The organism is Candidatus Rhodobacter oscarellae (genome assembly GCF_001078595.1).
In the GTDB taxonomy this organism is placed as follows: domain Bacteria; phylum Pseudomonadota; class Alphaproteobacteria; order Rhodobacterales; family Rhodobacteraceae; genus Rhodobacter_B; species Rhodobacter_B oscarellae.
Map to the genome: position 1 here is coordinate 3679162 of NZ_LFTY01000002.1, position 21442 is coordinate 3700603.

Below are 21442 nucleotides of genomic sequence, written 5' to 3' on the forward strand. Positions count from 1 at the left end.
GCTGGAGCTGCTGGTTGCGGGCGGCTATTCGCTGGCACACGCGACCATGATGATGATTCCCGAGGCCTGGTCGAACAATCCGCTGATGGATCCGGCCCGCCGCGCCTTCTACGAATACCACGTGCTGATCCGGCAGGCGGCGCGCGACCCCGGCTCGGTGCCCGAGATCTATCACTTCGACGAGACGCAGGCGCTGATCGTGATGGAGTATCTCTCGCCGCATGTGATCCTGCGCACCAAGCTGATCGCGGGCGAACGGGTGGAGGGGCTTGGCGAGCGGCTGGGGCTGTTCTGCGCGCGCACGGCGTTCCGCGGGTCAGAGCTGTCGATGGTCAGCGCCGACAAGAAGGCCGATGTGGGGCTGTTCTCGGGCAATGTGGAGATCCCGGCGATCACCGAGGGGCTGGTGTTCCGCGACCCGTATTTTGACGCCGAGATGAACCACCATACCGAAGGGCTCGACCCGGTGGTGAAGACTCTGCGCGATGACGTGGCGATGAAGGGCGAGGTGCAGGCGCTGTTCCGTGCATTTTCGGCCAAGTCCGAGACGCTCTGTCACGGCGACCTGCACTCCGGCTCGGCCATGTGCACGGGCGATGAGACCAAGGTGATCGACCCAGAGTTCGGCTTTTACGGGCCGTTCGGGTTCGATCTTGGCATGCTGATTGCGAATTACCTGATGGCCTATTTCAGCCAGCCCGCCCATCGCGGCGCGGATCTGGCGGCCTATCAGGAGTGGATCCTGGACGTGATCGACGAGACCTGCACGGTTTTCGCCGCTGAATTCATGCGGCTTTGGGAAACGGAACGCACCGGCATGCTCTATGACCGGGCGCTGTTTGAGGACCAGGGCCATTCCAGCCACGCCGCCCTGCGCCAGGTTCTCGACGACATCTGGCGCGACTGTCTTGGCTATTGCGGGATCGAGATGCACCGGCGCGTCCTGTCCCTCGCCCATAACGCGGATTTCGAAAGTATCGAGGACGTCGCCGTGCGGGCGCCGCTAGAGGCCCGCAACCTGATGATGGGGCGCGACCTGATCCTGACCCGCAATGTCATCGCCAACCAAGCCGCGCTCTGCGATATGGCGCGCAAATGGAACGAGGAGACGGTCCTGTGAAAGTGAATGGCGAACATTACCGCTCGATCTGGCGCGACGGTGCGACTGGCGAGGTGCGGATCATCGACCAGCGCTGGCTGCCGCATCAGTTCAAGATGGTGACGATCCGCACGCTGGAGGAATTCGAGGTCGCGATCCGCGATATGTGGGTGCGCGGCGCGCCGCTGATCGGCGCTACCGCAGGTTTTGGCATCGCCGAGCAGATGGAGCGCGACCCCTCCAATGCCGGGTTCCAGACCGCCTATGAGGTGCTGAACGCCACCCGGCCCACGGCGATCAACCTGCGCTGGGCGCTGGACCGCTGCCGCGACGCCCTGATGCCGCTGAGCGAAGGCGAGCGGGCAGAGGCCGCCTGGGCCCTGGCGCAAGAGATCTCTGACGAGGATGTGGGCATCAACAAGAGCATCGGCCAACACGGGCTGAAGCTTATCCAGGACATCGCCGCCACCAAGCCCGCGGGCGAGCCGGTGCGCGTGCTGACCCATTGCAACGCGGGCTGGATCGCCACGGTGGATTGGGGCACGGCGACCTCGCCGATGTATCACGCCCATGACGCGGGGCTGCCGGTGCATATCTGGGTCGACGAGACGCGGCCCCGCAATCAGGGCGCGCTGACCTCCTGGGAGCTGGGCGAGCACGGCGTGCCGCACACCTATATCGTGGACAACGCTGGCGGGCATCTGATGCAGCACGGCCAGGTGGACCTGGTGATCACCGGCACCGACCGCACCACCGCGCAGGGCGATGTCTGCAACAAGATCGGCACGTATCTAAAGGCGCTGGCCGCACGCGACAACGGCGTGCCCTTCTATGTGGCGCTGCCCTCGCCAACGATCGACTGGACCGTGCGCGATGGCGTGGCCGAGATCCCCATCGAGGAGCGCCCGGCGCAAGAAACCACCCATGTGCTGGGACGGGACGCCGCGGGCGCGGTGTCCACGGTGCAGGTCTCGCCGGATGGCTCCCCAGGCGGCAACCCCGCCTTTGACGTCACGCCCAACCGGCTTGTGACCGGGCTGATCACCGAGCGCGGGGTCTGCGCGGCCTCTGCCGAGGGGCTGGCTGGCCTGTTCCCCGAAAAGGCGGGGTAAGCCGCCATATGCCCGCCAACCCCGCCTCTGCTGTGGATCGCAAACCGCGCCTGGTCTCTCCCAAGGCGGACCCGACCGCCATTGATCACATGATCCGCGCGGCCTGGGCCTATTACTTTGACGGCAAGAAGCAGTCTGACATTGCTGCGATGCTGGGGGTCAGCCGCGCTTCGGTGGTGAACTACCTGCAAGAGGCGAAGGCGCGCGGCTATGTGCGGGTGACGATGCACCCAGAGGTCTTTGTCGAGCACAGCCTGTCGCAGGAGCTGGCCGATGCGTTCGGCCTGACGGCGGTGCAGGTCTATCCCGATGGCGAGGACGAGACGGCCTCGCTGAAGCGCGTCGCGCGCGGGGCGGCGGATTGGCTGCCGCGGCTTTTGGCGCCCGGCGACCGGTTGGGCGTGTCCTGGGGGCAGACGGTGTTCGAGGTCTCCGACGCCGCCGCCGACACGCCGATTGACGACATGACGGTTGTGCAGCTTGTGGGCTCGCAGGCCACGCCGCTGGGCTTTGCAGCCGAGACCTGTTCGGCCAACCTCGCGCGGCGGCTCAGCGCGGAATGCGTGAACCTGCACGCGCCGCTGGTGCTGAGCGATGCGGGCCTGGCCAAGCAACTGAGCGCGGAGCCCTCCATCGCGCGCCAGCTTGAGGCGGTGCGCGCCTGCAACAAGACGATCTTTGCCGCCGGGAGCTGTAGCGCGGTCAGCCATGTGGTGGCCTCGGGCGTGGTGGACGAGGCGGGCCTGCAGGATTACCGCGCGCGCGGCGCCGCGGCGGTGATCTGCGGGCGCTTCATCGACGCCTCTGGCGCGCCCATTCCAGGCGAGATCGACGCGCGTATGATCGGCGTCACCCTGGAGGAGATGCGCGGCAAGGAAATGGGGTTCTTGGTGGCCTCGGGGCCAGAGCGCGCCTCGCCCGCCCTGGCCGTGATCCGCGGCGGCTATGCGACCCATCTGGCCACCTGCACCGCAACCGCGCGGCGCCTATTAGAGCAGGCCGCCTGAGCACGATAAAGAGATTAACCAGCGCCGGAATGCATGGGCGCAAACCTGGATGAGAAAGCGATGATCGAGAACTGGTATGACGCGGGCAAAGCAGGGGAATGGCGGTCCGAGGCCGGGGCTGATCCTGCGGATCAGGAGCTTGGCGAACGGGTCTACACCTCGCGCCTGATTGGGCAGAACCCGGATCTGTTGATGCATGGCGGTGGCAACACCTCGGTCAAGCTGCAGCGGCCGGACCTGTTCGGCCAGATGCAAGACGTGCTGCATGTGAAGGGCTCGGGCTGGGATCTGGATGTGATCGAGGCGGCGGGGCTGCCGGGCGTCTGGCTGGAGCCTCTGCTTAAGCTGCGCGCGCTGGACGCGCTCAGCGACGAGGACATGGTGAACTACCAGCGCTCCAGTCTGCTGGATTCGAAGTCCCCGAACCCCTCGGTGGAGACCCTGCTGCACGCCTTCCTGCCGCATAAATACGTTGATCACACCCACGCGACGCCCTTCCTGGTGCTGGCCGACCTGCCGAATGCCGAGGAGGTCTGCCGCGAGATATTCGGCGACCGGCTGGGCATCGTGCCCTATATCATGCCCGGGTTCGGGCTCGCCAAGAAGGCCGCCGAGGTCTACGAGCAGAACCCGGATGTCGAGGGGCTTTTGCTGATCCAGCACGGGCATTTCGCCTTCGGGCCGACGGCCCAGGCGAGCTATGACAAGATCGTGCAGCACACCAACGAGGTGGCCGCGTATCTGGGGATGGAGACGCTGACCCCCATCGGCGAGCGCGTGCCTGCCGACGGGTTGGACGCGCTGCCGGTGCTGCGCGGGGTGATCGCCGAGGTGAATGCGGATCGCGATGGGGCGATGCCGGTCTTTGATCTGCGCAATGGCGAGCACACGCACGCGTTTATGACGCGCCCGGATGTGGACGCGCTGGCCACCCGCGGCATGGCCTCGCCCGACCACGTACTGCGGACCAAGGGGCGGCCGCTGGTGCTGCGGCGCGCGGACCTGGAGAGCCGCGAGGCGATCAAGGCCAAGGTCGAGAGCTTCGCCGATGATTACCGCGCCTATTTCGAGCGCCAAGCGCCCAACGCCAATGAGCCCAAGACCCTGCTGACCCCGGACCCCAAACACGCCTGGATCGAGGGCGTGGGCGTCCTCGGCATCGGCGGCAACGCCAAGGCGGCGAGCGCCGCCGCCGACCTGGCCGAGCAGAACCTGCGCGTGCGTGCCGTGGGCGAGGACGCGGGCGGGTTCTACCCGTTGAATGAAAAGGACATGTTCGACTGCGAATACTGGTCGCTGGAGCAGGCCAAGCTGGGCAAGGGCGCCCCGCCGCCCTTCCAGGGCAAGGTGGTGATGGTCACTGGCGGCGCGGGGGCGATCGGGCTGGCCACGGCCAAGGCCTTCGCCGCGAAGGGCGCGAATGTGATGCTGGTGGATCTGGACCAGGGCGCGCTGGATACGGCGCTGGAGAGCCTGGGGCGCTGGCATGCGGGCCATGCCTGCGACATCACCGAGGCGGGCGCCGCGGAGGCGGCCCTGCGGGCCGCGGTCCTCAGGTTTGGCGGGCTGGACATCCTGGTCTCGAACGCGGGCAGCGCCACGGGGGGCGCGATGCTCGAGCTGGACGACGCGGCCTTCCGAAAGGCCTTCGAGCTGAACTTCTTCGCCCACAAGAACTTCGCCACCGCTGCGGCGCGGCTCATGCAAGAGCAGGGGCGCGGCGGGCAGATCCTGTTCAACATCTCCAAGCAGGCGATCAACCCCGGCAAGAATATGGGCGCCTATGGCACGCCCAAGGCCGCCACGCTTTTCCTGATGCGCCAGCTTACGCTGGAGCTGGCCGGGTCCGGCATCCGCGTGAACGGGATGAACGCCGATCGGATCCGCTCTGGCCTGCTGACGGATGGTTTCATCAAAGAGCGCGCGGCGGCGCGCGGTGTCAGCGAAGAGACCTATATGGGCGGCAATCTATTGGGTCGCGAGGTCGAGGCCCGTCACGTCGCCGACGGGTTCGTGAACCTCGCCCTGATGGAGCGCACCACCGGCCATGTGGTCACCGTGGATGGCGGCAACACAGAGGCGGAGCTGCGGTAGCGGAGCCGCCGCGTGGCGGTGGCGGCGTAAACGCTCTAGCACGTATAGTTCAAGCCCAGCCGCCCGCCGTCCACATAGACCGTCTCGCCGGTGATGTAGCTGGCCTTAGGGCCGGCCAGAAACGCGACAACGTCGCCGATCTCGCGCGCCGTGCCCACTCGCTGCAGCGGCGTGCGCGACATCGCGCGGGCCATGGCCTCGGGGCTGGAATTCACCGCCGACATCATCGCCGTGTCGATGGAGCCCGGCCCCACGGCGTTCACCCGGATGCCGTGCGGGGCCAGGGCAAGTGCTGCGGCCTTGGTGACCTGCATCACGCCGCCCTTCGAGGCGCAATAGGCCGCGATGTCCGGGATGGCGACCTGCGCATTGATCGAGGACATGTTGACCACCGCGCCCGTCAGCCCCTGTGCCACCATGGTCCTTGCGGCCCTCTGCGTGCAAAGAAAAGTGCCCTTCAGGTTGACGTCGATCACGTGAGAGAACTGCTCGACGCTCATCTCTAGGAACGGCGCGGGGCCAGAGATGCCGGCGCAGTTTACGAGTTGCGTGACGGGGCCGACCTCTGTTTCCACCTGGTCAAAAAGTACCGCGATCTGATCGGGCTGGCCGACGTCGCAGGCGTAGCCATGGCCGCCGAAATCGGCGGCCGCCTCTGCGGCGTTCTCCAGATCAGCGATCACGATGCGCGCGCCGTCCTCGGCCAGGGCCTCGGCGCAGGCATAGCCAATGCCGCGGCCGCCGCCGGTGATCAGAGCAATAGGTTGGTCAGGCATGTACGTTCCTTACTTTGATGTCGGCGGTCACAGTGTTTCAGTGTCCAGGTTAAGCCAGGCGATCTCTCGCGGGCTGAGCGAGACCGCAAGCGCGGGCAGGGTGGTGGCGATCTCGCCGGGCGAGCGCGGCCCGATCAGCGCGAAGGAGGGAAAGCTTTGCTCCAGCACCCAGGCGGCGGCGACCTGGAAGGGTTCGACGCCCCTTTCAGAAGCAAGCGCCGTGGCGCGGCGGCGCCGCTCGGCATTGCCCGCGCTGGCAAAGCAGGTGTCGGGGTTGGTGTCCTCGGGCAGCTCTGTGCGCGTGCCCACATCAAAGAAATACCCGCGGGCCTGGCTGGACCAGCTGAGATGCGCGGTGCCGCTGTCGCGCAGGAAGCCGAGGGTTGTGGGATCATTTGACGAGATGCAGCCCGGCCAGACGGGCTGCTCCATCCGCGCCAGCGAGAGGTTGTTGTTCAGGATCGTCAGCGGGTTCAAGCCATTGGCCGCGGCATAGGCGTTCGCCTCTTGGAAGCGCGCCACCGACCAGTTCGAGCCGCCGATAGCGCCGATCAGCCCCTTGGCCTGCAACGCGTTCAACGCGTCCATGAACTCGCCCACGGGCACATCCAGGTTGTCGCGATGCATGATGTAGATGGGCGCGTGGTCAAGCTGCAACCGCTCCAGCGAGATCTCCAGCTGCGCTGCGATGGCGCGGGGCGTGCAGTAGGGCGTGTGCGCGCCCTTGGCGATCACCACGACCTCTTTGGCGAGGCCGCGCGTGGCGATCCAGTCGCCCAGAACCGCCTCATGCCGCCCGCCGCCATAGACGAACCCGGTGTCGAACGCATTGCCCCCGGCCTCGATCCAAGCGTCCCAGACGATCGCGCCCTCGGCCAGCGTGTCGCGGTTGTCGCAGCCGATGATGAGCTTGGAGACGTCGCGGTCGAGCCCCGCGATCCGCGCCATGGGCATCTCTGGACGGGCGGCGGGCATGCTGCCCGCGATCCTGCGGAGACCCTTCGGGGTCTCGGCTGGCAAGGTATAGCCCGCCTGCGCGCGCCAAGCATCGACCACCCGAGCGGTTCCAATGCTGTCGGCCCAGGACGGCGCCGGGGCGGGCGCCTGGGTCTGGCCCGCGAGGATCGCGGAGCTGGCAAGCTCCGCCTCATGCGCAAAGAGGATGCAGGGGTCTTTGATGTGCTCCTCGCGCCCTTGCGGGCACTCCTCGCCATCACGGCGTATAACGATCACCGCGTCCGAGGGGCCTGCATCGCGGCCCGGCATCCAGGGATCGGGCAAATGGATCTGGCCCTTGGTGCCGATGATCGTCGCTGTGTTTTCCATTGCCAGGCTGATCGCCGTGCCCAGCTCGGCCGTTACCCCGCCCTCAAAGAGCAGCGAGCAAAACGCGGTCTCGTCCACGCCGTCCTTGGTCAGCGCGCCGGTGCCCGCGACCTGCAGCGGCTCGGCAAAGGGCAAGCCCTGCGCCGCCCCCGCGATCAAGCGCGCGAAGGACACCGGGTAGAGCCCCACATCCAGGATCGCGCCGCCCGCCAGTGCCGGGTCATAGAGCCGCGAGGCCGGGTCATAGCCCGCCGCGAAGCCGAACTGCGCCGAGATATGCCGCACCGCGCCGATCTCGCCCGCCTGGATCATCTCGACCACCCGCGCGATCTGCGGATGGCAGCGATACATCAGCCCCTCCATGAAGAAGCGGCCCTCTTGGGCGGCCACCTCGGTCACAGCCACGACCTCCCCGGCCACCAGCCCCGCGGGCTTCTCGCACAGCACGTGCTTGCCGGCGCGCAGCGCGTCGATGGAAAGCTGCGCATGCGTGGGATGCGGGGTGGCGATGTAGATCGCGTCCACGGCGTCGGAGGCGATCAGCGCGGCGTAGCTGTCAAACCGCAGCCCCACGCCGAAGCGGTGCCCGAAGGCCGCGCGCCGCTCTGGTGAGCGGCTGGCGATGGCCTCTAGGCGACCGCTGTCGCATTCCGCCAATCCTTGCGCGAAGTTGCCCGCGATTGCGCCCGGGCCAATGATGCCCCACCTGACCTGATCCATAAAATACTCCCTAATTGAGACAGAGCGTGCCCCAGCGCGTGGACGGACGCAACGCGGCTCTTGCATCTTCCGCCAGATTGGTTTTGCTGAGTGCGAGTAACCTTCTTTGGAGTGCGTGCGATGGGACCGAAGCTGGCATTTGTGGGCGCGGGATCGACCGTCTTTATGAAGAACATCGTGGGTGACGTGCTGTCCCGCCCGGGCCTGGGCGAGACCCATCTGGCGCTTATGGACATCGACGCGGCGCGGCTGGCGGAGTCCGAGCTGGTCGCCAAGAAGATCATCGCCAGCCTCGGCGTGGGCGCCACGGTCAGCACGCATTTGGACCAGCGCGAGGCCCTGGAGGGCGCCGACTTCGTCGTCACCGCCTTCCAGATCGGCGGCTACGAGCCCTGCACAGTCACCGATTTCGAGGTCCCCAAGAAGTTTGGCCTGCGCCAGACCATCGCCGACACGCTGGGCATTGGCGGGATCATGCGCGGGCTGCGCACCGTGCCGCATCTCTGGCGCGTCTGCGAAGATATGCTCGCGGTCTGCCCCGATGCGATCCTGATGCAATATGTGAACCCGATGGCGATCAACACATGGGCGATAGCCGAGAAGTTCCCGCAGATCCGTCAAGTGGGCCTGTGCCATTCGGTGCCCCTGACCGCCGAGGAGCTGGCGCGTGACCTGGCCATCCCCGTGGGCAAGATCCGCTATCAGGTGGCGGGGATCAACCACATGGCCTTCTTCCTGAAGTTCGAAGAGATCCTGGCCGACGGCACCTATCGCGACCTCTACCCCGACCTCTTTGCGGGCTACGCCGCGGGCAAGATCCCGCTGCCGTCCTCTTGGAACCCGCGCTGCCCCAACAAGGTGCGCTACGAGATGATGACGCGACTGGGGCTGTTTGTGACCGAAAGCTCTGAGCATTTCGCCGAATACGTGCCCTGGTTCATCAAGCGAGACCGCCCCGACCTGATCGAGCGCTTCGGCATCCCGCTGGATGAGTACCCGCAGCGCTGCGTCGAGCAGGTGGCGGACTGGGCCGCCCAGGCAGAGGTATTCAAATCGGCGCAGACCATCGAGGTTCAGGAGAGCGTGGAATACGCCTCTGACATCGTCGAGAGCGTTTGGACCGGCAAGCCCTCGGTGATCTATGGCAACGTTCGCAATAACGGGCTCATCCCGCAGCTGCCGGACGCCTGCGCGGTCGAGCTGCCCTGCCTGGTGGACCGCAACGGCGTGCAGCCCACCAAGGTCGATACCCTGCCGCCGCAATGCGTGGCGCTGATGCGCACCAACATCAACGTGCAAGAGCTGACCGTGGCCGCGCTGATGGAGGAGAAGCGCGAGCATCTCTACCACGCGGCGATGCTGGACCCGCATACCGCGGCCGAGCTGGACCTTGATCAAATATGGGCGCTGGTGGACGACCTGCTAGAAGCGCATGGCGACTGGAACCCCGCCTGGGCGCGCGGCAAGGGGCACCGCGCGGTGGCTTAGGCGAAACCGGGGGTTCTGGCCTGGAGCGGGCATTCGGGCTCAAGCACACCGCCCAAACAACGCTTGCCGACACCAGACGCAACGGTCCCCAAGCCGCGCAACCGCCCGAGCTTGCCTCGGGCAGCGGCCGACCTCCCCCAGGAGGCCGCTTTTGCTACGTCGCATCTACTTGATCCGTTTCGGTTTCCAGAGATGTCGTCGTTGCTTGACCCGTTGCGCAAGCGACCTCCAGGTCTGCCGCTGCCCGCGTTGCGCTTGGCTCAGGGTGGAGGCCCCGGATCAAGTCCGGGGCGGCAGGTCTCCACTGCCCGCCCCAGGCAAATAGTGCCTCGGGTTTGACGCCAAAGCCTCACTCTGCCGCTTCGAGATACTCCTCCAACGGCGGGCAGGTGCAGACCAGGTGCCGGTCGCCATAGACGTTGTCCACGCGATTGACAGGTGCCCAGTACTTGTCCACCCGAAATGCCCCGGCGGGATAGCAGCCCTGCTCGCGCGTGTAGGGGCGGTCCCAGTCGCCCACCAGATCCTCGACCGTGTGGGGCGCGTTTTTGAGCGGGTTGTTCTCGGCGTCGATGTCGCCTGCGGCCACCGCGTCGATCTCGGCGCGAATGTCTAGCATGGCGTCGCAGAAGCGGTCCAGCTCGGCCTTGGTCTCGCTCTCGGTGGGCTCCACCATGAGCGTGCCCGCCACGGGCCAGCTCATGGTCGGGGCATGGAAGCCGTTGTCGATCAGGCGCTTGGCGATGTCGTCCACGGTGATGCCGTGCTCGGCGAAGGGGCGGGTGTCGAGGATGCACTCATGCGCGATGCGGCCCGATTTGCCGGTGAAGAGGATGTTATAGGCCCCCTCCAGGCGCTTGGCGATGTAGTTGGCGTTCAGGATCGCCACGCGGGTCGCTTGGGTCAGGCCCTCGCCGCCCATCAAGAGCACATAGGCCCAGGAGATCGGCAGGATCGCGGCCGAGCCGTAGGGTGCCGCCGAGACGGGTCCGGCCGCGCCCCCGGTCTCGGGATGGCCCGGCAGGTGCTCGGCCAGATGCGCCTTCACGCCGATGGGGCCCATCCCGGGCCCGCCGCCGCCATGGGGGATGCAGAAGGTCTTGTGCAGGTTCAAATGCGAGACGTCCGAGCCGATCTCGCCCGGCTTGGCCAGCCCGACCAGGGCGTTCAGGTTCGCCCCGTCCAGATAGACCTGCCCGCCGTGATCGTGGGTGATGTCGCAGACCTCGCGCACGGTCTCCTCGAACACGCCATGGGTCGAGGGGTAGGTGATCATGCAGGCGGCCAGGCGGTCCCCCGCGGCCTCGGCCTTGGCGCGGAAGTCCTCAAGGTCGATATCGCCATTCTCGGCGGATTTGACCACCACGACCTCCATCCCGCACATCTGGGCGCTGGCCGGATTGGTGCCATGCGCGCTGACCGGGATCAGGCAGACATCGCGATGCCCTTCGCCGCGCGCCTTGTGATAGTTGGCGATGGTCAGAAGCCCCGCGTACTCGCCCTGGGCGCCAGAGTTCGGCTGCATCGACATCGCGTCATAGCCGGTGATTTCACACAGCTTGGCCGAGAGGTCCTTCAGCATATGCGCGTAGCCCTCGACCTGGTCGGCGGGGGCGAAGGGGTGGATATTGGCGAATTCGGGCCAGGTGATGGGCGCCATCTCGACGGCGGCGTTCAGCTTCATCGTGCAGGAGCCCAGGGGGATCATCGCGCGGTCCAGCGCCAGGTCGCGGTCGGCCAGACGGCGCATATAGCGCATCATCTCGGTCTCGGCGCGGTTCATGTGGAAGACCGGGTGGGTGAGGTAGTCGGAGCGGCGATGCAGCCCCTCGGGCACGCGGTACTCGGCGGTGTGGCCGGCCTTGCGCTCGATCCCAAACGCGTGCCAGAGCCGCTCGATGGTGGCGGGGCGGGTGGTCTCGTCCAGGGTGATGCCCAAGCTGGTCTCGCCCACGCGGCGCAGGTTGATGCGCTGCCGGGCGGCCTCGGCAAAGATCGCCTCGCGCAGGGGGCCGACATCCACGGTGATCGTGTCAAAGAAGGCGGCGGGCGCGACGGTGAAGCCGTACTCCTCCAGCCCGCGGGCCACGCGCACGGTCTTGCGGTGGATGCGCTGAGCGATGGCCTTAAGCCCCTCCGGCCCGTGGAAGACCGCATAAAAGCTCGCCATCACCGCCAGGAGCGCCTGCGCGGTGCAGACATTGCTGGTGGCCTTCTCGCGGCGGATATGCTGCTCGCGGGTTTGCAGGCTGAGGCGGTAGGCCTTGTTGCCGCGCGCGTCGATCGAGACGCCCACGATACGGCCCGGCATGGCGCGCTTATGCGCGTCGCGGCAGGCCATATAGGCGGCATGCGGCCCGCCATAGCCCATGGGCACGCCGAAGCGCTGGGTCGAGCCCACGGCGATATCGGCGCCCATCGCGCCAGGTTCCTTAAGCAGGGTCAAAGCCAGCGGGTCGGCGATCACGATCCCTAGGGCTTTCTGGGCGTGCAGCACCTCCATCTGGCCGGAGAAATCGCTCAGGTGCCCATAAGTGCCGGGGTATTGGAAGATCGCGCCAAAGAGCCCCTCGCTTGGCATATCCTCCGGCGCGCCGATGATCAGCTCGAATCCAAGGGGTTCGGCGCGGGTCTGCATCACGGCGATGTTCTGCGGGTGGCAGTTCTCGTCGATGAAAAACCCGCGCGCCTTGGTCTTGCTGACGCGCTCGGCCATGGCCATGGCCTCGGCCGCGGCGGTGGCCTCGTCCAAGAGCGAGGCGTTGGCGATATCCAAGCCGGTGAGGTCGCTGATCATGGTCTGGTAGTTCAGCAAAGCCTCCAGCCGTCCCTGGCTGATCTCGGGCTGATAGGGCGTGTAGGCGGTGTACCAGGCGGGGTTCTCTAGGATGTTGCGCTGGATCGCGGGCGGGGTGACCGTGCCGTGATAGCCCTGCCCGATCATGGTGGAGAAGACGCGGTTCTGCCCGGCGATCTGGCGCATGTGCCACAAGAGCTGGCGCTCGGACATGGGCTGCCCGGTCAGCGGCTCGGCCTGGCGGATCGAGGCGGGCACGGTCTGGTCGATCAGCTCGTGCAGGGAGCCGACGCCCAAAGCGCCGAGCATGTCGGACATCTCGGCGGGAGAGGGGCCGATATGGCGCCGGTTGGCGAAGTCATAGGGCTGATAGTCGGTGGGCGTGAAAGGCATGCGTCGCTCCGTTTTGCGCTGACAGGGACCGAAATCCTCTAAGGATTTCGAACCAAAATTTTTGAAAAATTTTGGCGCTCCCTAGCCGATGAAGTCCTTATAGGCGGCCTCGTCCATGAGATCGTCCAGCACAGCCATGTCCTCGATCTTCATCTTAAAGAACCAGGCGCTTTCCATCGGGTCCTCGTTGACCTTGCTTGGCTCCTCCACGATGGCCTCGTTCACCTCAACGATCTCGCCATCCACCGGCGCCAGGATGTCCGAGGCGGCCTTGACGCTCTCGATCACGGCGACCTCGTCATCCTTGACGACCTCGGTGCCTGGCTCGGGCAGCTCGACGAACACCACGTCGCCCAGCTGCTCGCTGGCGTGCTCGGTGATGCCCACGACGACCAGGTCGCCCTCGACGCGGAGCCATTCGTGCTCTTCGGTGAATTTCATGTGTTTTTCTCCCTTGATTTAGCGTTTGAACCCGGCGGGTCGGAACGGCAGCCCGGTTATGGTGGCGGGCAGGCGCTTGCCACGCACCTCGCCGAAGACCTGCGTGCCGATCTCGGCATGCTGGGGGGTGACGTAGCCCATGGACATGGGCGCCTCGATGGAGGGCCCGAAGGCGCCGCTGGTCACGGCGCCGATCATGTCCCCGTTCTCATTGAAAATTTCCGTACCGGCGCGCATCGGAGCGCGCCCCTCGGGGCGCAGGCCCACCCGGCGGCGGGGGGCGCCTTCGGTCAGCTCTTGCAGGATCCGGTCCGCGCCGGGAAAGCCGCCCTCGCGGGCGCCGCCCGGCTTGCGCGCCTTCTGCATCGCCCATTCAAGACCCGCCTCGACGGGGCTCGTGGTCTCGTCGATGTCATTGCCATAAAGGCAGAGCCCGGCCTCCAGCCGTAGGCTGTCCCGCGCGCCGAGCCCGATGGGCGCGACGGTGTCATCCTGGAGGATCGCGCGGGCAAGGTCCTGCGCCGCGCCGCCAGGCACCGAGATCTCGAACCCGTCCTCGCCGGTATAGCCTGAGCGCGAGACCCAAAGCGCGCCGAACTCCGAGGCCATCACGGCCACGTCCATGAAACGCATGGCGCCCGTTCCGGGCGCGATCCTGTCCAGGACAGCTTCTGCGCCAGGCCCCTGCAGCGCCAGGAGCGCGCGGTCGGTGATCTCTTCGATCTCGCAATCGGGTAGTGCGGCGCGCATATGGGCAATGTCTGCCGCCTTGCAGGCCGCGTTGACCACCAAGAACAGGTGATCGCCGCGGTTGGCCACCATCAGGTCGTCCAGGATCCCGCCGGACTCGTTGGTGAAGAACGCATAGCGTTGGCGGCCCTTCTTCAGGCCCACAAGATCCTGCGGCACCAGCCGCTCCAGCGCGCCGGCCGCGAGGACGCCCGTCTTAGGGCGGAGGAGCACCTGACCCATATGGCTGACGTCAAACAGCCCCGCCTGGGTGCGGCAATGCAGGTGCTCTTTCAGCACGCCCATCGGGTATTGCACGGGCATCTCATAGCCCGCGAAGGGCACCAGTTTGGCGCCCAATTCCACATGCAAATCAAACAGTTGCGTCCGGCGCAGATCGTCACCCATCGGGCCCATATCCTCTACCGGAAAGCGTCCGGCACCGCGCCCAGTGGACGATCCACCGAACCGATGCCCCCTCTGTCCTTGCGCCTGAGATCGTTATCCCTTCGGCGCCCGCTCTGATCGCGGGTCTCTCCAGAGTCCTTTGCGCCCTGCCAGGTCCTGGCGCCTGAGAGTTTACCGGGGCGGTTGCTCCTTCGGCATCGGCGGTGAGGCCGATTCTCCCTAGCAGGTCGCAGAACGGGTACACCGGTGCATGCCGTTCTGGCAAGGGGGTTGCTATCGCGGCCGCGTCCGGGCACCACGGGCGGATGACGGATCCTCACTTTTTTGGCTACGGCTCGCTGGTCAACGCGGCGACCCATGACTACCCCGACGCGGTGCCCGCGCGCCTGCGCGGATGGCGGCGGGTCTGGCGCAACACGACGCTGCGGGACGTGGCTTTTTTGTCTGTAGTTTCAGACGGTTGCTCGGAGATCGACGGGCTGGTCGCGCGCGTGCCCGGCGCGGATTGGCAGGCCCTGGACGCCCGGGAATGGGGCTATCAGCGCCATGACGTCAGCACCCTGGTGGACCCCCGATTGCCGGTGGAGGTCTATGCGGTGCCGGAGGAGAATTGGAACCCAAACACCGCCCGGCCCAAGCTGCTGCTGAGGTACATCGACGTGGTCGTGCAGGGCTTTCTGCGGGTCTTCGGCGAGGCGGGGGTGGCGCGATTCTTTGAGACCACGGCCGGTTGGGAGGCGCTGGTGCTGGACGACCGCGCGGTGCCCAGATACCCCAGGCACCAGCCGCTGAGCGCCGCCGAGACCGCGCTGGTGGACGGCTGGCTAAGCCGCGTTGGGGCCGAAAAAGTGGTGTCGGATTAGCGTCGGCAAAGCGTCGGATTTTTGTCGGGCATGTGTATGGCAATCGTTTCCATACAAAGGCTTAGCCCGGGGTCAGTTTTTCCAGCGCCAAGCCACCGTCCCAGGTGCCGTGCAGCGTGCCGTCGGGCATCCAGACATAGACCACCGGCGACCACCGGCGACCACCGGCGACCACCGGCGTGGTCGCCCCCAGTTGACGGTCACGCCGTGGCCATCCACCCGGCATCGCGCGATGACCTTGAGGCCAGTCACGCCGGGCGGGCGTGTCACGATCTCGATTGTTGGACCATCGACCTTGGCCATGGCATCGCGCAGTTTGTCGCCTGCATACCCACCACCGTCCGCAAAGTTGTTTTTGATTGCCGGATAGCTTTGTGTAGCGTCCGGCCTTTTACCTGAGCCATCAGATAAAGGCCGGACGTTTGCCAGACGCGCCTACAGTTTCGACCGCGTGATCTTCAAGGCGCGCAGATAGCTCGTGGGACGCATCCGTCCGAATCCCGGAAATCACCGCAAACGCGTGGCGGGCGCGGCCAGAGAGATTCGCAAACGGGCCGAAAGATCACAAAGATGATCAAACCGCCTGTTTGATACTTGTGTCTATCTCAGCGCCGAGCCGCTCTGCAGTGACATGTTGTTTTTGACATGGCGAGCGACAATATTGTCGATCTTTCCTGCCTTTTGTTGGAAGGGGCGAGAGGCCCTTGGGACAAAACTCGGGCTAGAGATCTCTGGGAACAACAGCGAGATTTCCTTGCGCGCCGCTGCCGTCATGGACTTGAGGCCCTCGCGCCCAAGATACAAGCTCTCGGTTTGTGCGCCGTTGGCCAAGACGACTTCGTGCTGATCAAGCAGGATGTGCCAATAGGTTAGGGATTCCATCTCTTCGTCGACGGAAACGCCCGGCAAGCTCAGTAGCTTTTTCGCCGCGACCAGGACCTCTTTGGATCCAAACACCCGCTCTACAATGTTCGACTGGAGCAGCACCCTATGTTGGGGTGACACAACCAGGTCTGACTCGGGCAGCCCATTGCCAAGGCAACCCGCTGCGATGCGAATTGGGCGTAAGTTCGGATTTTCTGTCAACGCCTCAGGACCCAACTGCTTTGCGCCAATCCAACGAATAGTCTGCGGGCCATTATCGGCAGTTATGACCTTGTCACCGACTTTCAGAGTTTCAATCGGCGTTTTGCCATCGGGGGTGTCGATCAACGTGCCGGACACAAAGCAAGGCACCGAGTTATTGATGATGTTCTCGATGTTCTCGAATTGGAGCGTCCCGACGACTTGGCCGTCCTCGTTTCGCCAAGTGACCGTTCCGTCAAACCCATTCCCGTCGCTGTCAGTCGTCGTTGCGACCGTGGCGGTGATACCGGACCCGCCCAAGGTGGTGTTGGTTAGATCCAGAGTGTCGTTGTCTGAACCGAACTTTCCTACCTTTCCTGGCTTTCCTGTCGTTGCGTCCGTTCCGGGCAAAAAGCCATCACCGCCAAAAATTTGGTCGCCGTAGCCATCGCCTATATTGTCGAACTGAAACAGGTCATCGCCAGGCAGCGCTTTGCCGAGCGTCTTACCAATTTTCGCGATACCATACAGGTCAGGGTTATAGTCCCCATACAAGACATCGGACTGTGACCCGCCTTTGATCGTGTCGTTCCCGCCGTCCCCGAAGATCAGGTCCTGGTTGGCGCCACCATCGATGAAGTCGTTGCCACTGGTGATTTTACCTACCTTAGCAGCTCCCTTAGCTGGCTTACCGACCACGCCAATACTGCCCACGAGCGCTTCTGGGACATCCCCGTATATCGTGTCAAAGCCATTATTGCCTCTGATGGTGTCGTTTCCGCCCCCACCATAGATGTCATCCCCGCCGCCTGTGCCGTTTAGCGTGTTGTTGTTGTCGTCGCCATTTATCGTCGCCATTCTAACGTACCTTTCGGCAAATGTTTGAACTTCAAGAAGTCAGCGACAGCTCGTCCTGAGCGGGCGCCCTTGAGGCCAATTATTAACATCTGCTGAAGGGTCAGGTGCTTCACCAAAGGGGCCGGCACGAGGACCAAACCGGGCCAAAGGCGCTGCAGGTCGCGTCCGAAAAGCGCACCACACCGACGCCAAATGAGGCCAAGTATAGGCGAAATCGCGTTATTGTTCCGCTGGAGAAACGCACTGATCTCAAATAGAAAACAATCGCAAAAAAGAAGACTTCGATAAAACAGCCGTTTAAATCGGCGTGATTCGTGGTGAGGCAGATGTTTTTAGAAGACCTACCGGCAGCGGTAGATCAGGTCGTTCAGCGATCTGGAGTTACATTGAGCGATCTATTGACGGATTCACCCTGGTCGTCGGTCTGGCGCGGAACGGATCCGACCGGGTTTAAGGTTGTTGTCAAACATCGCAAAAGAGAGATCACAAGCGCCCCAGACGCCTTCCCGGCCATCGCCGACGTGCTGGGGACCGCAGTCCCGGCCCTCATAAAGCACGACCCCGAGACCAGAACCACGATCCTGGCGCATGTGGCCGTGGCGGACGGAAACGCGCGCGCCACGCGCGCAGAAATTCTGTCGGCCTACGCCGAGTCCCAGGTCGCGGCGTCAAACAACCTGTCGAGGCTCTCTCAACTGCCCGTCTTTGATCCTGCCGAATGTTTGGCCCTGGTAAACCGGCTGGCCGCCGACCCGAACGCGGTGCCTGAGGGGCTGCACCACTCGCGCGGCAACCTCTTTAGGTTCGTGCAGGAGGACGCTCGCAACGCTATCCGCGCGACACTGGAGGCCTGTTCCGAGAAGATCCTTGCCAAAACACGCGGGCTCGATCAGGCGCGTCTGACACTTGAGCACACGGATCTGAACGTTGGAAATGTGCTACTCGCTCAAGGCCATCGACCCACGTTTATCGATTGGGACGACGCGGTTTTGGCGCCTCCCGGCCTTTCGCTGCATATGCTCTTTAGTGGCGCGGCGCGGGTCGCCGCGACGCTACTGCAGCCAGGCGCATACAAGGATAACGCCATCGCCCAAAGCGATGCGCATGACCTGCAGATCTACATGTCGAAGCTTGCGAGAATCCCGGAGTTTTCGCGAGAGTTCCTATTAGAGAGTCTGCCGGTCATGGCCGTGTTTGGGACGCTAAAGTACTGCTATGACATGAGTTTTTACGACCTGACGAATGACGGGCTGGGATCCGTTGTGGCGCGCGAGGCGACGCGCAAATTTAGCAGCCTGTCGCAAGCGTGTAAAATCATGTTCCCCGCGTCCCCTATGACCCGCACCCAAAAAGACCCCCCGCAGAGGAACGCGGATTGCCCCTTTGTGAACATCAAAAAGCGGCCTTCACGTGCCGCGGCGCGGTTCCGCGAACATGGCGCGCTACATGTACGCGGCGCGTTTTCCGTGGAACACATCATATCTGCGTTCAAGGAAGTGGCTCAATCCGGTTCGAAGTTCAGCGCCGACATTCGGGCCGGGCGGGCCCTGCGCGTTGGGGATCGGCGTTACATGCTAAGCCTCGATACGGCGGGCGTCATCGGGCAACCTGAAACCTTGGCATCCCCGCGACTGGTCACGTTGATGCGCGAGCTTCTGGGTGCGGACTGCATCTTGGGCAGCGCCACTTCGGTTATGTCCCTTGATGGCTCTGACGCGCAACAATGGCATCGCGACAACGATGTCTTGTTTCCGGAAATGCCGTCGCTTGAAGTGCCATCGTACAGCATTGCTGTCCTTTTGCCGCTTGTTCCGCTCAACAAGCAGAACGGATCAACCGAGATGGTTTTGGGGTCGCACCGGACAGGTGCTACTGAGCCCGAAATTCAGTCGCGCACGTTCCCAGACACCAAAATCGGCGATTGTTACCTTATGGACTGCCGATTGCTGCATCGCGGAATGGCCAACAACTCCGCAACCGCGCGGCCGGTCATCAGCCTTGTCTACCAAAAGCCTTGGTACAGGGACTATCAGAACTTCAACTTGCAGTCGGCACTTAACATTTCCGCCGACACTCTGTCGAAGTTTCCGGTTGAAGACCAACCCCTGGTGCGCTGGGCCTGCGGGGAAACACCATGACGAACCATGATCGAAATCTCTCGGAAGACGGGTATGTCACAAGCCTGTCCTACATCCCTGGATACATCCGCCACCAGGCGCCGTGCCTATTGAGTTTCGCCGCCGCCGCGCATTGCGAATCCGTCCCGGACTTTCGCCAGCCGTTTCGATATATCGACTTGGGCTGTGGGGCGGGCGTTACGCTGATCTTGTTGGCAGCGTGTTATCCGCACGCAAAGTTTGTCGGCGTGGATATGAATCCTGATCACATTCGGGAGGCGGAAAGGCTCGCCAAAGACAGCGGTCTTACCAACACAGAATTTCGCTGCGCGTCATTTGATGAGTGTATTCACGACAACGAAGACCCGTTCGACTATGTGACCGCACATGGCATCATGTCTTGGGTTTCCGAGGCGGTTAAAGCCACGCTGATCCAAGCGGTAGACAAGTTGATCGCGCCAGGGGGGCTATTCTACTTTTGCCATTTCGTCCGTCCCGGGGGCACCAAAATGGAGACCCTCTTTCGCTTGATTGCAAATTGCGCAAACGGCGAAAACTCCGACATCGTGGACAGAACGCGACTTGCCCTTAAAGACGTGGAGGGTTTTCACGCGGAAGGCCTTCCACTGTTTCGAAGGTATCCGTCCCTCGCGGAGGACATCCAGGAGCTGAAGGCCAGAGACCCTCGATACTTGGCGCATGAATATGCAAATCAGCACTTCTCACCGGAGTATTTCGGCCAGGTTGCAGAGCGGCTGAAGCATATCAATTGCGAGTATGCCGGGTCCCCGTCGCTTTCCCGCAACAACCCTCGCAACTTGCTGGCCGAAGAGCATGTGTTCTCGCTTGATGCCTTGGATGGCACACAGGCCCAAATCCGCGGCAGCCTATTGTCGCACGAGCTTTTCCGATGGGACATTTTCCAGCGCAAGCCCAGCCCCGACCGGGCCGGTATGACACTTGATGACTTCAAGGTGGCGGCGACCAGATATCCGTATGTTTTTCCGCGGAACGCAACGCTTGTGCGCCGCAAAGTGAGCTTTGAGAACGAGATGTTTCGGTTTTTGGTGGATCGTATTTGCTCGGGGCATCACGATGTTTCGTCTCTGTTTTCGGATGGGGCCGCCAGGGGGTGGTCCAAACAAGAGCTGCAGGCTGTTTTGCTAGATGCGGCGGGCGCAGGCCTCTTTCAGCCAGTTACATGCGACCCCCACAAGCCGGTCGCGCGCGCGGACACCAAATACAAACTCTCGTCCACGACGTCGCGGGCGATTTGGACGCGAGATTTCGAGCGAGAAGGCGGAACTGGGCACGCGTCGCAGGTCCTTGGTGGGGCCATAACGGTCAACTGGTTCGACGGGCTATTTCTCCACGAATTAGATGGGAACACACCGCAACAGGCGGTCACCGCGCTCCGAAAAAAGATAACGAGCATGAGCATTCATGACCAAAAGAGATACGGGTTCCCCAACGGCTTCGAAGACCAGGCCTTCTCCGAAAAAATAACAAAGATACTAACACGCGCCCTTCCGACCTACGTAAAATACGGGATCATTGCGCCCGGCGACAGTCAGGACGCATAACGTCGATGCCTTGGTGGCAAAGGGGCCATTGGACACTGCGCACGAACCTCCCCAGCGGCGCCGGGCCGATGTAAGAGCGCCTGCACGGATGGCGGCGGGCGTGGCGCGATTCTTTGAGTCCACGGACGGCTGGGAGGCGCTAGTGCTGGACGACCGCGCGGTGCCCAGATACCCCAGGCACCAGCCGCTGAGCGCCGCCGAGACCGCGCTGGTGGACGGCTGGCTAAGCCGCGTTGGGGCCGAAAAAGCGGCGTCGGATTAGCGTCGGCAAAGCGTCGGACTTTTGTCGGGCACGTGTATGGCAATCGTTTCCATACAAGGGCTTAGCCCGGGGTCAGTTTTTCCAGCGCCAAGCCACCGTCCCAGGTGCCGTGCAGCGTGCCGTCGGGCATCCAGACATAGACCACCGGCGTGGCCGACCCCCAGTTGACCGTCACGACCCGGCCATCCACCCGGCCCACGCCGCGATAGCTGTCGTTGCCTATGGTCCAGGCGAAGCCGACATCGTGGCCGTTCTGGGTGATCTCGACCCGGCCCTCGTATTTGGAGCCATGGTGGTCCCGCCG

At 64.0% G+C, this 21442-nt stretch carries 15 protein-coding genes and 1 riboswitch; of the genes, 9 read left to right on the forward strand and 6 right to left on the reverse strand.

Features of this window, described 5'->3' with window-relative positions; all coding sequences use genetic code 11:
* Positions 1-31 precede the first annotated feature (31 nt).
* Genes mtnK through AIOL_RS22395 form a run of 4 tightly spaced genes read left to right on the forward strand, consistent with a single transcriptional unit; the run spans position 32 to position 5312 of the window.
* Positions 32-1120 carry an S-methyl-5-thioribose kinase gene (mtnK, locus tag AIOL_RS22380; RefSeq protein ID WP_235439199.1) on the forward strand — a complete coding sequence of 363 codons (1089 nt, stop codon included), beginning with the start codon at positions 32-34 and terminating at the stop codon, positions 1118-1120.
* Complete coding sequence (gene mtnA / locus AIOL_RS22385) at positions 1117-2211, forward strand: S-methyl-5-thioribose-1-phosphate isomerase (RefSeq protein WP_049645019.1); 1095 nt, start codon at positions 1117-1119, stop codon at positions 2209-2211. Before mtnK ends, mtnA begins: the two co-directional genes overlap by 4 nt.
* An 8-nt stretch (positions 2212-2219) precedes the next feature.
* On the forward strand, positions 2220-3218 hold the full coding sequence (locus AIOL_RS22390; RefSeq protein WP_082152739.1) for a sugar-binding transcriptional regulator: 999 nt from the start codon (positions 2220-2222) through the stop codon (positions 3216-3218).
* A 33-nt stretch (positions 3219-3251) separates the two neighbouring features.
* Positions 3252-5312, forward strand: a complete 2061-nt coding sequence (locus AIOL_RS22395) for a bifunctional aldolase/short-chain dehydrogenase (RefSeq protein WP_200898776.1) — start codon at positions 3252-3254, stop codon at positions 5310-5312.
* A 35-nt stretch (positions 5313-5347) separates the two neighbouring features.
* Here the strand turns inward: AIOL_RS22395 and AIOL_RS22400 are convergent, their stop codons facing one another.
* Both AIOL_RS22400 and AIOL_RS22405 read right to left on the reverse strand, forming a co-directional pair.
* Positions 5348-6088 (reverse strand): SDR family NAD(P)-dependent oxidoreductase, encoded by a 741-nt coding sequence (locus tag AIOL_RS22400; RefSeq protein WP_049645020.1) that lies wholly within the window; start codon positions 6086-6088, stop codon positions 5348-5350.
* Between the two features lie 27 nt (positions 6089-6115).
* Positions 6116-8134, reverse strand: coding sequence for an aldo/keto reductase (locus tag AIOL_RS22405; RefSeq protein ID WP_049645021.1), 2019 nt, complete (start codon positions 8132-8134; stop codon positions 6116-6118).
* A gap of 120 nt (positions 8135-8254) precedes the next feature.
* Between AIOL_RS22405 and melA the strand changes: the two genes are divergently transcribed.
* Positions 8255-9622, forward strand: a complete 1368-nt coding sequence (gene melA, locus AIOL_RS22410; protein WP_049645022.1) for an alpha-glucosidase/alpha-galactosidase — start codon at positions 8255-8257, stop codon at positions 9620-9622.
* A gap of 349 nt (positions 9623-9971) precedes the next feature.
* Here melA and gcvP read toward each other — a convergent pair whose 3' ends face one another.
* From gcvP to gcvT, 3 genes are all read right to left on the reverse strand, one after another.
* On the reverse strand, positions 9972-12812 hold the full coding sequence (gene gcvP, locus AIOL_RS22415; protein ID WP_049645023.1) for an aminomethyl-transferring glycine dehydrogenase: 2841 nt from the start codon (positions 12810-12812) through the stop codon (positions 9972-9974).
* 81 nt (positions 12813-12893) lie between these two features.
* Entirely contained in the window at positions 12894-13253 is a 360-nt protein-coding gene (gcvH, locus tag AIOL_RS22420) for a glycine cleavage system protein GcvH (RefSeq protein ID WP_049645024.1), read from the reverse strand.
* 18 nt (positions 13254-13271) lie between these two features.
* Positions 13272-14390 carry a glycine cleavage system aminomethyltransferase GcvT gene (gcvT, locus tag AIOL_RS22425; RefSeq protein WP_049645625.1) on the reverse strand — a complete coding sequence of 373 codons (1119 nt, stop codon included), beginning with the start codon at positions 14388-14390 and terminating at the stop codon, positions 13272-13274.
* A 141-nt stretch (positions 14391-14531) separates the two neighbouring features.
* Positions 14532-14621: riboswitch (glycine riboswitch) on the reverse strand.
* Positions 14622-14695: 74 nt separating this feature from the next.
* Between gcvT and AIOL_RS22430 the strand changes: the two genes are divergently transcribed.
* Positions 14696-15253 (forward strand): gamma-glutamylcyclotransferase family protein, encoded by a 558-nt coding sequence (locus AIOL_RS22430; protein WP_049645025.1) that lies wholly within the window; start codon positions 14696-14698, stop codon positions 15251-15253.
* A 600-nt stretch (positions 15254-15853) separates the two neighbouring features.
* On the opposite strand, the gene AIOL_RS24030 is transcribed toward AIOL_RS22430, so the two are convergent.
* Positions 15854-17176, reverse strand: a complete 1323-nt coding sequence (locus AIOL_RS24030) for a Hint domain-containing protein (RefSeq protein ID WP_053101342.1) — start codon at positions 17174-17176, stop codon at positions 15854-15856.
* A 386-nt stretch (positions 17177-17562) separates the two neighbouring features.
* Here AIOL_RS24030 and AIOL_RS22440 point away from each other — a divergent pair, with 386 nt between their 5' ends.
* From AIOL_RS22440 to AIOL_RS25755, 3 genes are all read left to right on the forward strand, one after another.
* Positions 17563-19314: a phytanoyl-CoA dioxygenase family protein gene (locus AIOL_RS22440; protein WP_160314550.1), complete on the forward strand. Its 1752-nt coding sequence runs from the start codon at positions 17563-17565 to the stop codon at positions 19312-19314.
* Positions 19311-20876 (forward strand): methyltransferase domain-containing protein, encoded by a 1566-nt coding sequence (locus tag AIOL_RS22445; protein WP_049645027.1) that lies wholly within the window; start codon positions 19311-19313, stop codon positions 20874-20876. The genes AIOL_RS22440 and AIOL_RS22445 overlap by 4 nt, the downstream gene beginning before the upstream one ends.
* Before the next feature lie 100 nt (positions 20877-20976).
* Entirely contained in the window at positions 20977-21138 is a 162-nt protein-coding gene (locus AIOL_RS25755; RefSeq protein ID WP_200898804.1) for a hypothetical protein, read from the forward strand.
* The last annotated feature ends 304 nt before the right edge of the window (positions 21139-21442 follow it).